This is a genomic window from Micromonospora sp. WMMD730 (assembly GCF_049178955.1).
Classification (GTDB): Bacteria; Actinomycetota; Actinomycetes; order Mycobacteriales; family Micromonosporaceae; genus Micromonospora; species Micromonospora wenchangensis.
Map to the genome: position 1 here is coordinate 459274 of NZ_JBMHML010000002.1, position 18731 is coordinate 478004.

Annotated in this window: 18 protein-coding genes; 12 read left to right on the top strand and 6 right to left on the bottom strand. The window is 73.3% G+C overall.

Annotated features, from left to right (window positions below; translation table 11 throughout):
• The first annotated feature begins 34 nt into the window (after positions 1–34).
• Positions 35–598 carry an NADH-quinone oxidoreductase subunit B gene (locus ACN265_RS02120; RefSeq protein ID WP_420119102.1) on the top strand — a complete coding sequence of 188 codons (564 nt, stop codon included), beginning with the start codon at positions 35–37 and terminating at the stop codon, positions 596–598.
• A 367-nt stretch (positions 599–965) separates the two neighbouring features.
• Complete coding sequence (locus ACN265_RS02125; protein WP_420118325.1) at positions 966–2282, top strand: DUF2252 domain-containing protein; 1317 nt, start codon at positions 966–968, stop codon at positions 2280–2282.
• 16 nt (positions 2283–2298) lie between these two features.
• Here the strand turns inward: ACN265_RS02125 and ACN265_RS02130 are convergent, their stop codons facing one another.
• Positions 2299–3345 carry a glucose 1-dehydrogenase gene (locus tag ACN265_RS02130; protein ID WP_421405869.1) on the bottom strand — a complete coding sequence of 349 codons (1047 nt, stop codon included), beginning with the start codon at positions 3343–3345 and terminating at the stop codon, positions 2299–2301.
• A 221-nt stretch (positions 3346–3566) separates the two neighbouring features.
• On the opposite strand from ACN265_RS02130, the gene ACN265_RS02135 reads away from it, so the two are divergent.
• Both ACN265_RS02135 and ACN265_RS02140 read left to right on the top strand, forming a co-directional pair.
• Complete coding sequence (locus ACN265_RS02135; protein WP_421405870.1) at positions 3567–4328, top strand: NADH-quinone oxidoreductase subunit C; 762 nt, start codon at positions 3567–3569, stop codon at positions 4326–4328.
• A complete protein-coding gene (locus ACN265_RS02140) occupies positions 4328–5293 on the top strand; it encodes a complex I subunit 1/NuoH family protein (RefSeq protein WP_420118328.1) in 966 nt (321 codons plus the stop codon). Before ACN265_RS02135 ends, ACN265_RS02140 begins: the two co-directional genes overlap by 1 nt.
• A gap of 51 nt (positions 5294–5344) precedes the next feature.
• Here the strand turns inward: ACN265_RS02140 and ACN265_RS02145 are convergent, their stop codons facing one another.
• Both ACN265_RS02145 and ACN265_RS02150 read right to left on the bottom strand, forming a co-directional pair.
• Positions 5345–6661: a S8 family peptidase gene (locus tag ACN265_RS02145; RefSeq protein WP_421405872.1), complete on the bottom strand. Its 1317-nt coding sequence runs from the start codon at positions 6659–6661 to the stop codon at positions 5345–5347.
• A 292-nt stretch (positions 6662–6953) separates the two neighbouring features.
• On the bottom strand, positions 6954–8000 hold the full coding sequence (locus tag ACN265_RS02150; RefSeq protein ID WP_421405873.1) for a glutathione S-transferase family protein: 1047 nt from the start codon (positions 7998–8000) through the stop codon (positions 6954–6956).
• Between the two features lie 126 nt (positions 8001–8126).
• On the opposite strand from ACN265_RS02150, the gene ACN265_RS02155 reads away from it, so the two are divergent.
• Positions 8127–8549 carry an ester cyclase gene (locus tag ACN265_RS02155; protein ID WP_420118331.1) on the top strand — a complete coding sequence of 141 codons (423 nt, stop codon included), beginning with the start codon at positions 8127–8129 and terminating at the stop codon, positions 8547–8549.
• Here ACN265_RS02155 and ACN265_RS02160 read toward each other — a convergent pair.
• Positions 8530–9105 (bottom strand): Uma2 family endonuclease, encoded by a 576-nt coding sequence (locus ACN265_RS02160; RefSeq protein ID WP_421405875.1) that lies wholly within the window; start codon positions 9103–9105, stop codon positions 8530–8532. The two genes, ACN265_RS02155 and ACN265_RS02160, sit on opposite strands and share 20 nt — an antisense overlap.
• A 130-nt stretch (positions 9106–9235) precedes the next feature.
• Here ACN265_RS02160 and ACN265_RS02165 point away from each other — a divergent pair, with 130 nt between their 5' ends.
• The 7 genes from ACN265_RS02165 (at position 9236) to htpX (ending at position 17062) form a co-directional block, all read left to right on the top strand.
• Complete coding sequence (locus tag ACN265_RS02165) at positions 9236–9880, top strand: NuoI/complex I 23 kDa subunit family protein (protein ID WP_421405876.1); 645 nt, start codon at positions 9236–9238, stop codon at positions 9878–9880.
• The gene (locus ACN265_RS02170) at positions 9877–10419 is read left to right on the top strand and encodes an NADH-quinone oxidoreductase subunit J (RefSeq protein ID WP_420118334.1); all 543 of its coding nucleotides are present in this window, start codon (positions 9877–9879) and stop codon (positions 10417–10419) included. Before ACN265_RS02165 ends, ACN265_RS02170 begins: the two co-directional genes overlap by 4 nt.
• Positions 10416–10796, top strand: a complete 381-nt coding sequence (nuoK, locus tag ACN265_RS02175; protein ID WP_421405878.1) for an NADH-quinone oxidoreductase subunit NuoK — start codon at positions 10416–10418, stop codon at positions 10794–10796. Before ACN265_RS02170 ends, nuoK begins: the two co-directional genes overlap by 4 nt.
• Complete coding sequence (locus tag ACN265_RS02180; RefSeq protein WP_421405879.1) at positions 10793–12724, top strand: NADH-quinone oxidoreductase subunit L; 1932 nt, start codon at positions 10793–10795, stop codon at positions 12722–12724. The genes nuoK and ACN265_RS02180 overlap by 4 nt, the downstream gene beginning before the upstream one ends.
• Before the next feature lie 114 nt (positions 12725–12838).
• Positions 12839–14368, top strand: a complete 1530-nt coding sequence (locus ACN265_RS02185) for a complex I subunit 4 family protein (RefSeq protein WP_421405881.1) — start codon at positions 12839–12841, stop codon at positions 14366–14368.
• 72 nt (positions 14369–14440) lie between these two features.
• Positions 14441–15982 carry an NADH-quinone oxidoreductase subunit N gene (locus tag ACN265_RS02190; RefSeq protein ID WP_421405882.1) on the top strand — a complete coding sequence of 514 codons (1542 nt, stop codon included), beginning with the start codon at positions 14441–14443 and terminating at the stop codon, positions 15980–15982.
• A gap of 201 nt (positions 15983–16183) precedes the next feature.
• Positions 16184–17062 carry a zinc metalloprotease HtpX gene (gene htpX / locus ACN265_RS02195; protein WP_421405883.1) on the top strand — a complete coding sequence of 293 codons (879 nt, stop codon included), beginning with the start codon at positions 16184–16186 and terminating at the stop codon, positions 17060–17062.
• A gap of 150 nt (positions 17063–17212) precedes the next feature.
• Here htpX and ACN265_RS02200 read toward each other — a convergent pair whose 3' ends face one another.
• On the bottom strand, positions 17213–18433 hold the full coding sequence (locus ACN265_RS02200; RefSeq protein ID WP_421405884.1) for an MFS transporter: 1221 nt from the start codon (positions 18431–18433) through the stop codon (positions 17213–17215).
• Entirely contained in the window at positions 18433–18570 is a 138-nt protein-coding gene (locus tag ACN265_RS02205; protein WP_421405885.1) for a hypothetical protein, read from the bottom strand. Before ACN265_RS02205 ends, ACN265_RS02200 begins: the two co-directional genes overlap by 1 nt.
• Positions 18571–18731: the final 161 nt, after the last annotated feature.

Consider the following 18731-nt stretch of genomic DNA (forward strand, 5'->3'; position numbering starts at 1 on the left):
GATGGGCGTCGACCGGCCGGACGAGGAGGCGGTCGTGCAGTTGCCGGGAGTGCTCGGCGAGCCGATCCGGTTCGTCCTCAACTGGGGTCGCCGCTACTCGCTCTGGGTGTTCAACTTCGGCCTGGCCTGCTGCGCGATCGAGTTCATCGCCACCAGCATGGGCCGGCACGACTTCATCCGGCTCGGCGTCATCCCGTTCGCCCACGGCCCCCGGCAGGCCGACCTGATGGTGGTCTCCGGCACGGTGACCGACAAGATGGCCCCGGCGATCAAGCGGCTGTACGACCAGATGCCCGAGCCGAAGTACGTCATCTCCTTCGGGTCCTGCGCCAACTGCGGTGGCCCGTACTGGGACTCGTACTCGGTGACCAAGGGCGTCGACCAGCTCATCCCGGTCGACGTCTACGTGCCCGGCTGCCCGCCCCGGCCGGAGGCGCTCCTGCACGGCATCCTCCGCCTCCAGGAGAAGATCGCCGCCGAACAGTCGGGCATCGGTGGCGTCGACCGCACCGACCCCCTCGCCCCGCCCACCGACACCGCCCCACGCCCGGTCGAGTCCCTGACCGCCCCCCCGGTCCACCCCCCCACCCTCTCCTGACCCACCCCGCCCCCTTTCCGCCCCCGCTGTGCCCCGGTGATCAAGAGCTTTGCGTCAAATCCGCCCCCACACTGTCCAAAACCTCTTGATCACCGCCCCTGGTGTGGGCTGGCCCCGGCGTCCGGCCGGATCGGGCGGGGTGGCCCGGGTCGGGTCGACCCAGGCCGGTGATCAAGAGATTTGCGTCAACATCCCGCGTGAATCTGACGCGAACCTCTTGATCAACTGACGCAAACCTCTTGATCACCGAGGCGGGACGGGGCGAGAGGGGGCGAGACGGGGTGAGAGAGGGCGGGGTTGGCGGGGGAGCGCCGGGTGGGCGGACGGCTCAGAGGAGAGGTGGCGGGTGGGGGTTAGCGTGCGGGACATGACCGACTCCGTGGACCGACGGTCCGCTTTCATCGTCGACGTGTTGACCGAGGAGTTCGGCGCGTCGATGGCGCTCGACCCGGCGGCGTTCCGCCGGAAGTTCCGCAAGATGGCCGCCTCCCCGTTCGCCTTCTACCGGGGCAGCGCCTCGTTGTTCTACGCCGACCAGCGCGGTGACTTCGCCGACGACGCGTTCCTCGACGAGCAGACCAGCCGGGTGTGGATCCACGGCGACCTGCACGCCGAGAACTTCGGCACCTACATGAACGCCTCCGGGCACCTCGTGTTCAACGTCAACGACTTCGACGAGGCGTACGTCGGGCCGTTCTCCTGGGACCTCAAGCGGCTCGCCGCCAGCGTGGCCCTGATCGGCTACGCCAAGGCCCTGTCCGACCGGGCGATCGGCGAGCTGGTCACCGGCTTCGCACAGTCGTACCTGACCGAGCTGCGGGCCATCGCCGCCGGTGGGGACGACGCGATCGGCTCGATCACCCTGGACAACGCCGACGGGGTGCTGCGCCGGGTGCTCCAGGAGGCCCGGCTGAACACCCGGGTCGACCTGCTGGCCGCGCAGACCACCGTCGACAACTACGAGCGGCGGTTCTCCCTCGGCGACGGGGTGTTCGAGATCGACGCGGAGACCCGCAAGAAGGTCTGCGCCGCGTTCACCGGGTACCTGGACACCCTGCCCCCCTCGACGGCCCGGCTGCGACCGGTCGCCACCCAGATCAAGGACGTGGTGCTGCGCAAGGGGGTGGGCATCGGCTCGGCCGGGCTGCCGTCGTACAACCTGCTGCTGGAGGGGCACACCGAGGCGTTGGAGAACGACGTCGTCATCTACATGAAGCAGGCGCAGGTGCCGGCGGTGGCCCGGCACATCGACGACGAGCGGGTCCGGGGCTACTTCCGGCACCAGGGGCACCGCACGGCCGAGTCGCAACGGGCGTTGCAGGCGCACGCCGACCCGTGGCTGGGCTTCACCGAGCTGGACGGGGCCGGTCAGCTCGTCGCCGAGGTCTCCCCGTACGCCGCCGACCTGGACTGGTCGGACGTCAACGAGCCGGACGAGCTGGCCGGGGTGCTCGCCGACCTGGGTCGGGCGGTGGCCCGGATGCACTCGGTCGCCGACGACGAGTCCAGCCACGACCTGGTCGACTACTCGACCGAGGAGGCGATCGTCGCCGCGATCGGCGACGACACCGACGGCTTCGTCGGGCACCTGGTCGAGTTCGCCCACGCGTACGGCGTCCGGGCCCGCACCGACCACCAGCTTTTCGTGGACCTGTTCCGCAACGGCCGGCTGCCCGGCATCTGAGCCGGCCCGTCGGGCGTCACACCCCGAACTCCAGCACCACCTTGATGTCGTCGTCGGCGTGGGCGTACGCCTGTGCGTACGCCGACACCGGCACCCGGCGGGTGATCAGCGCGTTCAACCACGACTGGTCGGCCTGGGCGAGCGCCCGGGCGGCCAGGTCCCAGTGCCGCCGGTTGGCGTTGACGGAGCCGAACACCACGTTGTTCTCCAGCACCAACGCCCGGTTGAGCGCCCCGGCGTCGAAGTCGATGGTCCGCCCCCCGCTGGACACCCCGGTCAGGCAGACGATCCCGGCGGGGCCGACCTTGCACATGGTCTCCAGCACCACGGTCGGCGCGCCGGTGCACTCGACCACGACGTCCGGCTCGAAGTCCAGCTCGTCGACCGGCACCGTGTGGTACGTCGCCCCGAGCGCCCGGACCAGGTCCGGCTTCGGACCGGTGGTGTTGCGGTCCAGCACGTGCACCGACAGGCCACGCTGGACGGCCAGCAGGGCCGCCAGCAGCCCGATCGGCCCGGCCCCGGTGACCAGCACGGTCTGTGGTTTCCACTCCGCCCGGGTGCCGATCTGCGCGATGTGGTCCCACGCCTTCGCCACCACGCTCGCCGGTTCCAGCAGCATGCCGACCGGGGCGAGGACGGGGTCCAACCCGACGGCGAACTTCGGCTGCACCCGCCACCGTTCCCGGGCGAAGCCGGTCAGCCCTTTGATCCCGTGCTCGGTGTACCGCCCGTTGCGGCACATGTCCCACTCGTCGACGGCGCAGTTCGGGCAGGGCACCGGGTCGGGGTGGCGGACGATGCCGGCCACCAGGTCGCCGGGTTGCAGGGTGCCGGACGGGTCCTCCAGCACCCGGCCGAGGGACTCGTGGCCGAGCACCAGTTCCCGCTGGCCGGGCGGGGCCTCCCCGTAGTCCCCGGCGATGATCTCCTGGTCGGTGCCGCAGATGCCGACGGCGACCGCCTCGACCAGGATGGCCCCCTCCTCGGCCGGCGGCTCCGGCCAGTCCTGCACCAGCCGCAGCGAGTCGCGGACCCCGGGAGTCACCGTCACAGCGCGCACGGCCCCATCTTTCCCCGCCCCGCCCCGCCCCGCCGGCCAAAGTGCCAGATGCCCGCCCCCGCCCCGCCGGACGAGCCCGCCGGGCCCGCCGGACGACGCCCGCCGGAACTGTCGTACGACGCGGCGGGGGGTCGTCCGTTCACCTCATCCAGGTGTCCGCCGGGCGCGTACGACCGGGCGGGCGGGCCCGGCGTCGGGGCGGCGGCCATAGGATCAACCGCATGACTCCGGAAGAGGTCGGTCGGCGGGTGGTCGCGCTGCTCACGCCGGTCGAGGCGACCGCGTCGGTGTCCGGCGGGCAGGCCCACGCCCGGGCCACCGTCGACGTACCCCCGGTGGCCTGGGCGGACACGCTCCGCGCGGTGCGCGACGACGCCGAGCTGGCCTGCGACTTCTTCGACTGGCTCTCCGCCGTCGACGAGTTGGCCGCCGGCTTCGACGTGGTGGTCCACCTGTGGTCGACCCGGCACCGGCACGGCGTGCTGCTGCGGACCCGGGTGCCGAGACAGTCGCCGACGGTGGCGTCGGTGGTCGACGTGTTCCCGGGCGCGGCCTGGCACGAGCGGGAGACCCACGAGATGTTCGGTGTCGACTTCACCGGCCATCGGGATCTGGCCCCGCTGCTGCTGCCGCCCGAGTTCGAGGGGCATCCGCTGCGCAAGGAGTTCGTGCTCGCCTCCCGGGTGGCCAAACCGTGGCCGGGGGCGAAGGAACCGGGCGAGTCCGAGGCCGGTGGTGGTCGTCGGGCGGTCCGCCCGCCCGGGGTGCCCGCCCCGGGGGAGTGGGGCGTGGTGCCGGCCCCAGCCGGCCCGGTGACGGTGGGTGAGGGCGCTCCGGCCCGCACGCCCAGGGAGCGGCCGGCCCGGCCGGCCGGGGCCCGTCCGCCGCGTACCCCCCGCCCCGGCGCGGCCGGCGACCCCCCGGCGGTCGGCGACGGCCCGGCGCGCGGTGACCAGGGTGGCGACCAGGGGGGTACGGCCTGATGCCGACCTGGTTGGAGCTGGTGATCCGGATCGGCGGGGTGCTGCTGGCGTTCCTGACCCTGCCGCTGATCGTCGGTCAGGCCGAGCACAAGGTGATGGCGCACATGCAGGGCCGGCTCGGTCCGATGTACGCCGGTGGCTTCCACGGCTGGGCGCAGCTCGTCGCCGACGGGATCAAGTTCGTCCAGAAGGAGGACATCACTCCGCGCGAGGCGGACCGGGCGGTGTTCCGGCTGGCGCCGGTGGTGGCCCTGGTGCCCTACCTGCTGGTGCTGCTGGTGATCCCGCTCGGCCCGGACGACCTGGTCGGGCAGCCGCTGGACATCGGCCTGTTCTTCGTCCTCGCGGTGGTCGGGGTCGGCGTGGTGGCGGTGCTGATGTCGGCGTGGGCCTCGGCCAACAAGTACAGCCTGCTCGGTGGGCTGCGCGGGGCGGCCCAGCTACTCGGCTACGAGCTGCCGCTGGTGCTGGCCGCCGCCTCGGTGGCGGTGGCGGCCGGGACGCTGAGCCTCGGCGGGATCGTCGAGGCGTGGCAGCCGTGGTGGCTGCTCTGGCAGGCCCCCGCCATGATCGTGTTCTTCGTGGCCGGGCTGGCCGAGATCCGACGGCCCCCGTTCGACATGCCGGTGGCCGACTCGGAACTGGTGTTCGGCTACATGACCGAGTACACCGGGTTGCGGTTCGCGTTCTTCCTGCTCGCCGAGTACGTCGGGATCGTGGTGATCGCCGCGCTGACCACCGTGCTGTTCCTCGGCGGCTGGCAGGGCCCGTTCGCCGACGCACAGCTCGGGTGGCTGTGGACCCTGCTGAAGGTCTTCGCCGTCTCGTTCGTGATCATCTGGCTGCGGGTGTCGTTCCCCCGGCTGCGGGAGGACCAGCTCCAGCGGCTGTGCTGGCTGGTCCTGGTGCCGGCCGCACTGGCCCAACTGGTCCTCACCACCGCCGTACGCCTCACCCTGAACTGAGCGCCGGCCCGGAGGGGCCCCGGGACACTGTCCGGGGCCCCTCCGGCGCGCTCACGGCGCGGCGTAGAGCAGGCGGTTCGGGGAACCGACCCCCGGGTTGACGACCTTGCCGGTGGTGGCGGCGGTGATCAGCGCGCTCTTGGCGGTGGCGAGGGTCGCCGACGGGTTGGTCTGCCGGTAGCGGGCCAGCCAGCCGGTGACGTGCGGGGCCGCCATCGAGGTGCCGGACCAGCCGCTGGCCACGGCGGTGTTCGAGGCGATGCCGGCGGAGGTGATGTCCACCCCCGGGGCGAAGATGTCGACGCAGGTCCCGTAGCTGGAGAACGAGGCCCGGTTGTCGTTGATGTCGGTCGCCGCGACGGTGATGCCCCGGCTGGACCGGGGGCCGTTGGTGCAGGCGTCGGTGTTGAAGTTGTTGGCGATGAACACCGGGTACACGCCGTGGTCGATCAGGTTCTCGATCGAGGTGTTCGCCGAGGTGCCGTAGCCCTGGAGGCTGAAGTTCGCCACCGAGACGGCCGCGTGGTTGGTGGCCAGCCAGTCGACGCCCTCGATCAGGTCGGTGCTCCACCCGGAGTTGTCGCACTGGAGCACCCGGACCGCCCGCAGCGTCACCGACTTGGCGACCCCGTAGGTGGTGCCGCCGATGGTGCCGGCGACGTGCGTGCCGTGGCCGTGGCAGTCGTTGGTGCCGTTGCCGTCACCGACCGCGTCGTAGACCCCGGCGGCCCGGGTGCCGAAGTCGACGTGGGTGGCCCGGATGCCGGAGTCGACGATGTACGCGGTCACCCCGGAACCGGTCGAGGTGTAGCCGAAGCTGTTGCTCAGCGGCAGGTTGCGCTGGTCGATGCGGTCCAGGCCCCACGACGGCGGGTTGCTCTGCACGGCCTGGATGGACACGCCGCCGGCCTGGGCCCGCTCGGCGCGGGCCGTCGTCGGACCGGTCCGGTCCGGGGTGGTGCTGGTCAGCCCGCCCTCGATCCGGGTGTCCCGCTCGACGTACTGCACGGCCGGGTCGTTGCGGACGGCGGCGAGGGCGGCCGGCGGCAGCACGGCGGCGTACCCGTCGAGGACCTGGGTGTAGCGGTTCAGCACGGTGCCGCCGGCCCGCTCGGCGACGGCGGCCGACTGGTCGGTGCGGGCGAGGCGGGCGGTGCGCTCGCCGCTGACCGGCTTGTCGGAGAGGACGACGATGTACCGGTCCGGCGCGGCTTGCGCGCTGCCGGCCAGCAGCGGCGCGGGCGCGGCCCGCCCCGGGCCGGGGGTGGCCGGTGCCGCGACGGCGGCGTTGGTGGTGGTGGCGAGCGCGCCGGCGAGAACACCGGCGAGTACGCCCAGACGTGCGGTCCTGCTACCCAGCTTGCGCAAGGCTAGATCCTCCTCGAAGGGGAGTCCGTAGTGGACTGGTAGCCCGTCGACGGGAATCGCGGCGACGGACATCCCCTAGTCGAACAGGTCATATTGACCATCGTGTTAACTCTTGGGCACTGAAGGTGAATGTGCGACAGCTCTCAGTGTCCGGATTCGACTGTGGTCCGGCGACCGGCCGGAACGGCGGTGGCCCGGTGACCGCCCGGCCGCAGTGGCTCGCGTTCAGGTGGGGCGACGGCAGCGCGCCCCCGCCCGGTGGTCCGGGCGGGGGCGCGTGGTCGGTGGTGGTTCAGCCGATCGGGGTGTGCTCCGCCGGCACCTGCTCGGCCGGCAGCGGGGGCGGCGGGGGCGTGCCGTCGCCGAACGGTCGGCCGCCGAGCGCCTCCCGCCCGTGCGGGCTGAGCCAGTTGACCAGGTCCGGGCCGAGCGGCACCACCCCGGTCGGGTTGATGTCCCGGTGCACCTCGTAGTAGTGCCGCTTGATGTGGTCGAAGTCGATGGTGTCGCCGAACCCGGGGGTGGCGAACAGGTCCCGCGCGTACGCCCACAGCACCGGCATCTCGCTCAGTTTCTGCCGGTTGCACTTGAAGTGGCCGTGGTAGACCGGGTCGAAGCGGACCAGCGTGGTGAACAGCCGCACGTCGGCCTCGGTGATGGTGTCACCGACCAGGTAACGCTGGTTGGCGAGCCGGTCGCTGAGCCAGTCCAGCCGGTCGAACAGCCGCCGGTACGCCTTCTCGTACGCCTCCTGTGAACCGGCGAACCCGCACCGGTACACCCCGTTGTTGACGTCGGCGAACACCACCGCGTTCACCTCGTCGATCTCGGCGCGCAGCGCCTCCGGGTAGAGCTGCGGGGCGCCCTCGCGGTGGTACGCCGTCCACTGGGTGGACAGGTCCAGGGTCATCTGCGCGTAGTCGTTGGTGACCACCTGCCCCGTCGGCACGTCGACGATCGCCGGCACGGTGATCCCCCGGTCGTAGTCGGGGTAGCGGGCGAAGAACGCCTCGGCCAGCCGTTCGATGCCGAGCACCGGGTCGCGCCCGTCCGGGTCCAGGTCGAACGTCCAGCTCCGGGCGTCGTGGGTGGGCCCGGCCACCGCCATCGGCAGCGCCTCCTCCAGCCCGAGCAGCCGCCGTACGATGATCATGCGGTTGGCCCACGGGCAGGCCCGGCTGACGACCAGGCGGTAGCGGCCGGGCTCGACCGGGTAGCCGTCCCGCCCGTCGACGGTGATCCGGGTGGCGATGTAGCGCTGGTCCCGGGTGAACTCACCGCCCGGCTCGACGTACTTGCCGCCGCTCTGGGTCGCCGTCGTGCCGTTGCTCTCCGTCATCGTGTCGCCTTTCGTCCGCTTCGGCTCCCATCATGGCGGGTCCGGCTGCCGGCGGCACGGTAACGCCCGGGGTCGACACCCCACCTCCACCGGCCGGCCCCGACCCGGCGGGCCTAGGCTGCCCGCATGATCGACGTGGAGGCGGCGGCCCGACGCTTCGTGGCCGACGTGTGGAACGCCGGCCGCGAGGAATCGGCCGACGAACTGGTCGCCGAGGAGTGCCCGGGGCTCGGCGGCACCGGCCCGGCCGCGGTGCTGGCCTGGCACCGGGACCGCCGGGCCGCCTTCCCCGACCTGCGCTACAAGCTGGTGGACGTGGTGGCGACCGGGGACCGGGTGGCGCTGCGCTGGCGGGCCGCCGGCACCCAGGCGGGACAGTTCGGCCCGGTGCCGCCGACCGGGCAGGTGGTCAGCTACTCCGGGGCGACGTTCCTGCGCTTCGACGCCGCCGGGCGGATCGTCGACGTGTGGAGCGTCAACGAGCTGTTCCAACTGTTGCAACAGTTGGGTGTGGAGATGCTGCCGCCGCTCACCGACGCCGGGGCGTGATCCGGGCGATCGACAGGTTCACCGGGAACGGCTCACCGGTGTCGACGAACTTCGTCCACCGCCCGGTCTCCAGGTAGACCTCGTTCACCGCGTCGATCTTGTGGGTGTGCACGACCAGGCCGTCGTCCTCCACCTCGATCCGCCAGTAGAACGGGATGCCGGCCTGCGCGTAGAGGGTCGGCTTGAGCACCCGGTCGATGGAGCGGGTGCTGGGGGAGACGATCTCGACGGCCAGCACCACCTCGTGCGGCTCGTACCGGGACGGTTCGCGGGCGGCGGCGGTGGACGTGGTCACCAGCACGTCGGGGATGAACGAACGGGTCCGGTTGATCCGCACCTCCACGGCCTGGGTCACGTCGTAGTCGTCGGGGCAGTCCTCTTCGAGCGCGATCATCAGGCGGCCGGCGATGGTCTGGTGGACACGGGTGGGGGAGGCGGGCACGATCAGCACTCCATCGAGAAGTTCGCGGCGGCGGCCGTCCTCGGGCAGCGCGTCCAGATCGTCAGTCGTCCAGCCGCCCTCCGGCGGATGGTCGTTCTGCAGCGCGGCGGTCATCGGTCGGTCCTTCCCGGTGCGTCGTTCTCCCCGCCCGTCACGGTAGCGCCGGCAAACGCCGGGTGGTGGTCGCGCACGCCGTGGCCACAGGGCAGGATGACCCCATGAGCGAGCGAATCGGGGCGACACGGTGAGCGAGCACGGCGGGGGCACCGGCGGCGGGCTGGTGAAGGGGCTGGCGGTCACGTTGAAGACGATGACCCGCCGGTCGACCACCCAGCAGTACCCGGACGTCGCCCCCGAGTTACCGCCCCGCTCCCGGGGCGTGATCGCGCTGCTGACCGAGAACTGCACGGTCTGCATGCTCTGCGCCCGCGAGTGCCCCGACTGGTGCATCTACATCGACTCGCACAAGGAGGAGGTGGCGGTGGCCGGCGCGGCCCGTCCCCGCCAGCGCAACGTCCTCGACAAGTTCGACATCGACTTCTCGCTCTGCATGTACTGCGGCATCTGCATCGAGGTCTGCCCGTTCGACGCCCTCTACTGGTCGCCCGAGTTCGAGTACGCCGAGTACGACATCAAGGACCTGCTGCACGACCGGGACCACCTCGGCCAGTGGATGGCCACGGTGCCGCCACCGCCTGCGCACGACCCGCACGGCGAGCCGGCCAAGGAGGAGACCACCGCCGCGCGCAAGGCCGCCGCCCCGACCAGCTCCGCCGCCCGCCCCACCGTGGTACGCCCCGAGCCCGGCCCCGCCACCCCGCCTGCTCCCGGCGTCGGACCGGCCGTCCCCGAGCCCGGCCCCACCGACGACGGAGGTGCTCCCCGGTGACCGGTGCGGACGTGCTGCTGCTCGCCCTGGGCGCGGTGGCGGTCGGGTCGGGGGTGCTGGTGGTCGCCACGAAACACCTGGTCCGGGCCGGCCTCTACCTGGTGCTCTGCCTGGGCGCGCTGGCCGGCGACTACCTGGTACTCACTGCCGAACTGGTCGCCTGGGTGCAGGTGCTGATCTACGTGGGCGCGGTGGTGGTGCTGCTGCTGTTCGCGGTGATGCTGACCCGGGCCCCGATCGGGGCGTCCGACGACCTGGACCGGCCGGGCTGGCCGGCCGCGCTGATCGGCGCGGGCACCGGGCTGGGCCTGACCGCGCTGCTGGTCGACGCGTTCCGCTGGTCGACGGTGGAGCTGCCGGCGGCGGGCACCGCCGAGGGCATCGGCGAGCAGGTGTTCCGCTCCTGGGTGCTGCCGTTCGAGGTGCTGTCGGTGCTGCTGCTGGCCGCCCTGGTCGGCGCGGTCATCCTGTCCCGCCCCGACATCGGCCGCCGCCCCGACGCCGCCGCGTCGTCGTCGCGAACAGAGGTCATCCGGTGAGGCCGGTCATCCCGTACGTCACGGCCGCGCTGCTGTTCGGCCTGGGCGTCTACGGCGTGCTGCGGCGACGCAACGCGGTGCTGGTGCTGATGGCGGTGGAGCTGATGCTCAACGCGGTCAACCTGATCCTGGTCACCGCCGACACCACCGTGCGGGCGGTGCTGCCGCACTCCGGGCAGGTCTTCGCGCTGTTCGTGATCGTCCTGGCCGCCGCCGAGATCGGTGTCGGGCTGGCCATCGTGCTCCAGCTCTACCGGCTGCGGGCCAGCGTCACCGTCGACGACGTGCCGCTGACCGAGCCGGCCGGGGACCGCGCCGGTTCGGCCGGTGACGTCGCGGCCGGGGCGGCCGGCGTACGCGCGGAGGCCGGGCGGTGACCGGGCTGCTCGGGGCGGCGCTGCCGGTCGTACCCCTGGTCGCCGGGTTGCTCGGGTTGCTGCTGCCGCCGGCACCGCAGGGCGCGACCGCCGGGGAGGGCGCGGCCCGGCGGGCGGCGATCGGCCTCGGGGTGGCCGGCGCGGCCGGCGCGCTGCTGGTCGCGGTGCTGCTGCTGGTACGGGTCGGCGACCCGGTGGAGACCAGCACCACCTGGATCGACCTCGGCGGGCTGCGGGTCACCCTCGGGGTGCGGCTGGACGGCGTCGCCGCGCTGGTCGCCGTCGCCGTGGCGGCGGTGGCGCTGGCGGTGCAGGTCTATTCGGTGGCCTACCTGCGGCGCGGCCCGCACGACGACGTCGAGGTGGACCACCGCTATCCGCCCTACGCCGCGCAGATCAGCCTGTTCACCGCCGCGATGCTGCTGGTGGTGGTCAGCGGCGACCTGATCCTGCTGCTGGTCGGCTGGGAGGTGATGGGCCTCTGCTCGTACCTGCTGATCGCCCACGACCGACGGCTGCCCGAGGCGCCCGCCGCCGCGATGAAGGCGTTCCTGGTCACCCGGGTGGGTGACGTCGGGTTCCTGCTCGGCATCGCGCTGCTCGGCGTCTCCGCCGGCAGTTTCCGGATCGCCGACGTGCTCGCCCACGACCACTCCACCGGCACCCTGACCGCCGCCTGTCTGCTGCTGCTCGCCGGGGTGGCCGGCAAGAGCGCCCAGTTCCCGCTGCACACCTGGTTGCCGGACGCGATGGCCGGCCCGACGCCGATCTCCGCGCTGATCCACGCCGCGACCATGGTCGCCGCCGGGGTGTACGCGGTGACCCGGCTCTACCCGCTGTTCACCCGGGCCCCGGTGGCGCTGGCGGTGCTCGGGGTGCTGGCCTCGATCACCCTGCTGCTCGGTGCGCTCGCCGCCACCGCGCAGGACGACCTGAAGCGGGTGCTCGCCTGGTCGACGGTCTCCCAGCTCGGTTACATGACCGGCGCGCTCGCCGTCGGTGCCCCGGCCGCCGCGCTGTTCCACCTGCTCACCCATGCCGCGTTCAAGGCGCTGCTGTTCCTCGCCGCCGGTGCGGTGATCCACGCCGTCGGCACCACCCTGCTGTCCCGGATGGGTGGGCTGCGCCGCAGCATGCCTGTCACCTTCTGGTGCACCCTGATCGGCCTCGGTGCGCTGGCCGGCGTGCCGCCGCTGTCCGGGTTCTGGAGCAAGGACGGTGTGCTCGCCGCCGCCGAGGCCGCCGCGTTCGACGGCACCGGCCCCGCCCCGGCCTGGGTCGGTTGGCTGGTCTGGCTGTCCGGGCTGCTCGGGGTGCTGCTCACCGCCGCGTACGCCACCCGGCTGCTGCTGCGCGCCTTCTTCGGCGAGCCCCGGCTGCCGCTGCTGCACCCGCACGACCCCCCGGCTCTGATGCGCTGGCCGGTGCTGCTGCTGGCCGTCCCGGCCGCGCTGCTCGGCCTGGCCGGCTTCACCAGGTGGTTCTGGCACCGGCTCTTCTTCCCGACGGTGCCCACCCTCGCGCCCGGGGACCAGGTGCTCGTTCACCTCGGCCCGGCACTGCTGCTGCCGCTCGTGCTGGTGCTGGCCGGGGCGGGGCTGGCCTGGGCCGGCTGGCGGCGGGACCCGGCCGCCGATCCGGCCCGCGTGCTGGGTCCGCTGCGGCCGGTGTTCGCCCGCGCCTTCCGCCTCGATGACCTGCAACACACCCTCGTGGTACGCCCCACGACGGCGCTCGCCCGGGTGACCCGTACCGGTGACGAGGTCGGGGTGGACGGCCTGGTGGAGGGGATCGGCCGGGGAGCGTCCACGCTCGGTGCCGGGCTGGCCTCGCTGCACCGGGCGGCGCTGCCCCGCGCGACGGCGGCGGTGCTGGCCGGTGCCCTGCTGATCGGCCTCGCCGCCGCCCTGATCGGAGTCTCCTCATGAGCGCGAGGAGTGCAGCGCAGCGGAGCCCCGCAGTCGCGAATGAAAGGTCGGTTCGGTGAGCGCGAGGAGTGCAGCGCAGCGGAGCCCCGCAGTCGCGAACGAGAGGCGGGCCCCATGACGGTTGGGCAGGTGTTGCTGGTCGCGGTGCTGGTGTTGCCGGCGGTGGGGGCGGCGCTGGTGGCCGTGCTCCCCGGGGAGCGGGCGGCCCGGCTGCTGGGTACGACGGTCGCCGGCCTGACCCTGGTCGGGGCGGCGCTGCTGGTGCTCGGCGACCACGGCTGGTTCGGGTACGGTCCGGCTCCCGCCGTGCAGCCCTGGCACGAGGTCGACCTGCCCTGGGTGCCCGGCCTCGACCTGCGTTTCCACCTCGGGGTGGACGGCATCTCCTGGCCGCTGGTGGTGCTGACCGCCCTGCTCACCCTGCTCTGCTGCGGCTACACCGTGCGGCGGGTGCCCGAGGGCCGGGGGAGCGGCCGGGCGCTGGTGGCGTTGCTGCTGGTGGTCGAGGTGGGCATCCTCGGTACCTTCCTCGCCCTCGACCTGGTGCTCTTCTTCGTCTTCTTCGAGGTCGTCCTGCTGCCGATGTACGTGATCATCGCCGGTTGGGGCGGCACCGGCGATGATCTACCGGCACGCGACGCGGCCCGCGCGGCGGCCCGCAAGTTCGCCCTCTACACGCTCTTCGGCTCGGTGCTGCTGCTGGTCGGCGTGTTCGTGGTGGTGGCCGCCGCCGGGACCGCCGACATCGTCGCGCTGACCGGCGGGGTGGGGCTGTCGCGGGGCACCCAGTTGACCGCGTTCGCCCTGCTCGGGTTGGCGTTCGCGGTGAAGGCCCCGCTGTGGCCGCTGCACACCTGGCTGCCCGACGCGCACACCCAGGCACCCACCGTCGGCAGCGTCATCCTCGCCGGGGTGCTGCTCAAGATGGGCACGTACGGCCTGATCCGGGTCGCCGTCGGGGTGGCCCCGGAGGGTGCCCGCTGGGCCGCGCCGATCCTCGGGGTGCTGGCCGTCGCGGCGATCCTCGTCGGCTCCCTGGTCTGTCTGGCCCAGGACGACCTGAAGCGGCTGATCGCCTACTCCAGCGTCGGACACATGGGGTTCGTGCTGCTCGGGGTGGCGACGCTGACCGCCACCGGCATCCAGGCGGCGCTGATCGGAAACGTGGCGCACGGGGTGATCACCGGGCTGCTGTTCTTCCTCGCCGGGGCGGTCAAGGACCGGGCCCACACGGGGGCGCTGGCCGAGCTGTCCGGGCTGCGGGAGACCGCGCCCCGGCTGGCCGGTCTGCTCGGCTTCGCGGCGGTCGCCTCGCTCGGCCTGCCCGGCCTGGCCGGGTTCTGGGGTGAGGCGTTCGCGGTGGTCGCGGCCGTCGAGCGGGGCGGGCCGCTGTGGACCACGCTGGCGGTGCTGGCGGCGGTCGGCGGGGCGCTCACCGCCGCGTACTTCCTGCGGTTGCTGCGCCGGGTCACCCACGGCCGGCCGAGCCCGGCGGTGGGCCGGTTCACCCCCGCCCTGGCCGGGGTGGAGCTGACCGCCTGGGTTCCGCTGGTCCTGCTCGCCCTCGCCGTCGGCCTGGCACCCACCCTGGTGCTCGGCTACGCCACCGGCCCGGTGGACGCCCTGGTGGGGATTGTTCGGTGAACGGGGTGGCCCGGTGAGCGCGAGGAGTGCAGCGCAGCGGAGCCCCGCAGTCGCGAACGGAGGTGAGCACCGATGAGTCTCGTGCAGAGCGTCGACAACGTGGCGTTGCTGCCGGCGTACCTGGCGGCCGGCACCGCCGTACTCGTGCTGCTGGCGGATCTGCTGGTCGGCCGGGCCGGCGCGACGGTGGCCGTGGCCTGCGCGGGCGTCGTCGCCACCGGGGTCGGTGCGGTGGTGGTGGGCGCGGCCGGCACCCGGCGGACCTTCTGCATGGGGGCCGACTGCTCGTGGGTGTTCGACGGCCGGGCGGCCCTGGTCGCCGGGGTCTTCGCCCTGCTCACCCTGGGGGTGCTCGGGCTCTCCGGGCCGCTGCTGCGGGGCGGTCCGACGCCCGTCGGGGAGTACTGCTTCCTGCTGGCCTGCTCGATGACCGGTGGCGTGGTGCTGGGCGCGGCCGGTGACCTGATCACCCTGATCGTCGCCCTGGAGACCCTGACCCTGCCGTTGTACGTGCTGGTGGGTCTGCGCCGGGGCAGCCTGGCCAGTGCCGAGGCGGCGGTCACCTTCTTCGTGGTGAGCGTGGTGGCCACGACGGTCACCCTGCTCGGCGCGGCCCTGCTCTACGCGGCGACCGGCGGTCTGCACCTGGGCCGGCTCGGCGGGCTGCTGGCCGACGCGCCCGACCTGCCGCTGGTGCCGGCGGCGGTGGCGTTGGTGGTGCTCGGGCTGGCCTTCAAGGTGGCGGCGGTGCCGTTCCACGCCTGGGCGCCGGCGACCTACGACGGGGCACCGCTGCCGGTGGCGGCCTACCTGTCCACCGCGTCGAAGCTGGGCGGGGTGGTGGCCCTGCTGGCGGTGGTGCAGCGGGCGCTGCCGGCCGAGGTGACCGGCCCGGTGCTGGCCCTGCTGGCGGTGCTCACCATGACCGTGGGCAACCTGGTGGCGCTGCGCCAGCGGCGTACCGTCCGGTTGCTCGCCTGGTCGTCGGTGGCCCAGGCCGGTTACATCCTGGCGCCGCTGGGGGTGCTGGCATCGGCCGCCGGCCGGGCCGACGACGTCCGGGCCGGCGCGTACGCCGCTGCGGTGGCGTACGCGGTCTTCTTCGTGGTGGTGGAGCTGGCGGCGTTCGCGGCGCTGGTGGCGCTGCGCCCGGCCGGTGCGGACGGCGGCGCGGTGGCGGACCTGCGTGGGGTGGGCCGGCGGCGGCCCTGGGCCGGGGCGGCGTTCGCGTTGGCCCTGGTCGGGTTGGCCGGCCTGCCACCCGGGCTGGCGGGGTTGTTCGCCAAGGTGACCGTGGTGCGGGCGGTGCTGGACGGCGGGGCCGGCTGGCTGGCCCTGGTGGTGGCGCTGAACGCGGTCATCGGGCTGGCCTACTACCTGCGCCTCGCCGCCACCCTGTACGCCGACCCGACCGCTCCTACCCCTGCCGGGGAGCCGGCCGCGACCGACGTCCCCGCCCGAACCGGGCAGCCGGCCGCGCCCGTCGGGGTCGCGCCCGGGATGACGCCCGGCCGGGTGGCCTGGCCGGTCTCCGTGGCGCTCGCCGGGGCGACCGCGCTGGCCGTGGTGATCGGTTTCGCCCCCCAACTGGTGCTGGATCTCGCCTCCCGCTGACCGGCCCGCTCGGAGCTTGCGCCCCGGCGGGCCGGACGTCCCCCGACCTGGTGTCCCGGGTCGTCCCCGGTGTCCGGTCCGTTCAGCGGGTTCCCAGCTTCTGTCAGTCAACTGCCAGTCATGAGCTGGATGGTTGACGGGTACCGGTGACGTTGTACCGGTCAGCGGGTCCCGCGCGACCCGCGCACCGAAGGAGCGATCGTGCATCACAACCGTCTGAAGACCGCAGCGCTGCTGGGCCTGCTGACCTCGCTGATCCTCGCGGTCGGCTACTGGTTCGGTGGGAGCGGTGGCCTCGTCGTCGCCGTCGTCGTCTCGTTGCTGATGAACGGCGTGACCTACTTCTTCTCCGACAAGCTCGCGTTGCGCTCGATGCGGGCGCAACCGGTCAGCGAGGCGCAGTTCCCCGAGCTGTACCGGATGGTGCGTGAGCTGGCCACCGAGGCCGGGCAGCCGATGCCCCGGCTGTACGTGAGCCCCACCTCGCAGCCCAACGCGTTCGCGACCGGTCGTAACCCGGCCAACGCGGCGGTCTGCGTCACCCAGGGGATCACCGAGATCCTCGACTACCGCGAGCTGCGCGGGGTGATCGGCCACGAGCTGTCCCACGTCTACAACCGGGACATCCTGATCTCCAGCGTGGCGGCCGGGCTGGCCGGCATCATCACCATGCTGGCGAACCTGGCGTTCTTCATCCCGCTGGGCGGCAGCAACGACGAGGACGGCCCGAACCCGGCCGTGCTGCTGCTCACCATCATCCTCGGCCCGATCGCGGCCACCGTGATCCAGTTGGCGATCAGCCGCAGCCGGGAGTTCCAGGCCGACGCGTCGGGCGCGCAGCTCACCCGGGACCCGTTGGCCCTGGCCAGCGCCCTCCGCAAGATCCACCTGGGTACCCAGACCCGGCCGCTGCCCGCCCAGGGCCAGCTCACCAGCACCGCCCACCTGATGATCGACAACCCGTTCAAGCGGGGTGGCGGCATCGCCGCGCTCTTCTCCACCCACCCCCGGATGGAGGAGCGGGTGGCCCGGCTGGAGCAGATGGCCCGCAACACCGGCCCGGTGCAGTTCCAGCGCTGACCCCGACCGACACCGCGCCCGCGTCCACGTTCCGGACGCGGGCGCGGTCGTCTGCGCGCGGCGCCCCCGCGCCGGGACCACCGGCGCGGTGGTCGGGGCCAGCGGTCCGTCGCGGTGTGCCTCTGCCGGAAGCCGGGCCGCCGCAGGGCGTCAGTGCGGGGAAACGGTCGGTTGCGGGCCGGCGTCGGCCGGCAGCCGGTCGGGGCGGGTCAGCAGCACCACGACCAGGAGCAGCACCCCGGCCAGCAGGTAGGCCACGGCCGGCCCGAACAGCGCGGCGGCCGACCCGAGCAGGAAGATCCCGCAGCCGGCGACGACGATGTTGGCGGCCACGATGGTCGCCTCCACCTGCCCCATCCGCTCCACCGGGGCCAGCCTGGCAAAGGTGGCCTGCGCGCCGATCAGCCACCCGCCGCCCGCGCCGATCAGCGCGTTGGCGCAGGCCAGCGCCCACACCGGGGCGTGCGTGGCGACCAGCAGGGCGGCCAGCAGCAGCGCCCCGGCCAGGGCGGTGGCCACGGTGACCTGCCCGGCCAGCCGGCCCAGCCAGGTGCCCCGCCCCAACACCAGCACGAAGACCGCGCCGCCCAGCGCCGAGGAGGCCAGCACCACCGGCCGCCAGGCCCCGGCGGCGAGATCCGGGGCGAGGGTCTCCGGTAGCGCGCCGGAGAGCACCGTGGCGAGGGTGAGCAGGGCCACACCGCGCAGCACCGGGTGCCCGGCGATGGTCCGCAGGCCGGCGGTGGCCGGCGGGCGCGGCCCGCGCCGCCGCTGCTGCCCGGTCGGTAGACCGGCCAGCACCACCGCCGCGACGAGGAACGAGACCAGGTCGATCAGGAGCGCCACCCGGGGGCCGAGGGCCACGGTGATGCTCGCCCCGGCCAGCAGCCCCACCACCTGGCCGATCTGGTTGGCGAAGGCCGACAGCCCGAACAGCGGCAGCCGCAGCGGGGCGTCCACCGACTCGGCGGCGACCGCCACGTTGACGCTGGAGTAGGCGGCCCGGACCGCGCCGAGCAGACCGGCCGCGACGATCGCCGGCACCGGCCGGGGCGCCGCGAAGGGGACCGCGATCAGCACCGCGCCGGCCACCGAGAGCCAGACCAGCAGGGTACGGCGGGCCGGCACGTCCAGCCAGCCGCTGAACACCGTGGCGACCAGCAGGGCGGGCAGGGCGCGGGCGGCGTACACGGCGGCCGGCCCGAGGACCGACTGCGTCTGGTCGTACGCGAGCAGCAGCAGCGCTGCCAGCCCCACGAAGTCGCCCAGCTCGGAGATCCCCCGGGCGGTGACCAGGCGGGAGGCGACCGGATGCCGGAACAGGGCCAGGTAACCGGGGGGCGGTGAGAACCGCTCGTCGGCGTCGGTCATCAGGTCGTCGGGTCCGCTTCCTCGACCCCGTTCTGTTGGTGACTGGTGCTCTTGCGGAGCACCGGGGCAGCTTCCCGGCGGCGGCTGCCCCGGGACGCCGGGCCGGGCCGGCGGCGTTCGGTCGTCGTGCCGACCATTGGACCTCCTACGACATCGGGGGCGATCCAGCGGTGTATGTATCTGGGTCGATCAGCAAGTTACCCTCTCGCCGCCACCGGGTCAGCGGCCCCGGATGTGAGTGAATCGACCATTCCCGGAGCGACCTGCGGCGTTAGGGTCTACAGGGTTCTGAGTCGTT

Bases quoted from the DNA above. Each gene is read 5' to 3' on its own strand.
- ACN265_RS02205 (WP_421405885.1), bottom strand. From the start codon at position 18,570: ATGGTCGGCACGACGACCGAACGCCGCCGGCCCGGCCCGGCGTCCCGG.
- ACN265_RS02140 (WP_420118328.1), top strand. From the start codon at position 4,328: ATGCCGACCTGGTTGGAGCTGGTGATCCGGATCGGCGGGGTGCTGCTG.
- ACN265_RS02160 (WP_421405875.1), bottom strand. From the start codon at position 9,105: ATGACCGCCGCGCTGCAGAACGACCATCCGCCGGAGGGCGGCTGGACG.
- ACN265_RS02150 (WP_421405873.1), bottom strand. From the start codon at position 8,000: ATGACGGAGAGCAACGGCACGACGGCGACCCAGAGCGGCGGCAAGTAC.
- ACN265_RS02135 (WP_421405870.1), top strand. From the start codon at position 3,567: ATGACTCCGGAAGAGGTCGGTCGGCGGGTGGTCGCGCTGCTCACGCCG.
- ACN265_RS02200 (WP_421405884.1), bottom strand. From the start codon at position 18,433: ATGACCGACGCCGACGAGCGGTTCTCACCGCCCCCCGGTTACCTGGCC.
- ACN265_RS02185 (WP_421405881.1), top strand. From the start codon at position 12,839: ATGACGGTTGGGCAGGTGTTGCTGGTCGCGGTGCTGGTGTTGCCGGCG.
- ACN265_RS02125 (WP_420118325.1), top strand. From the start codon at position 966: ATGACCGACTCCGTGGACCGACGGTCCGCTTTCATCGTCGACGTGTTG.
- ACN265_RS02190 (WP_421405882.1), top strand. From the start codon at position 14,441: ATGAGTCTCGTGCAGAGCGTCGACAACGTGGCGTTGCTGCCGGCGTAC.
- ACN265_RS02155 (WP_420118331.1), top strand. From the start codon at position 8,127: ATGATCGACGTGGAGGCGGCGGCCCGACGCTTCGTGGCCGACGTGTGG.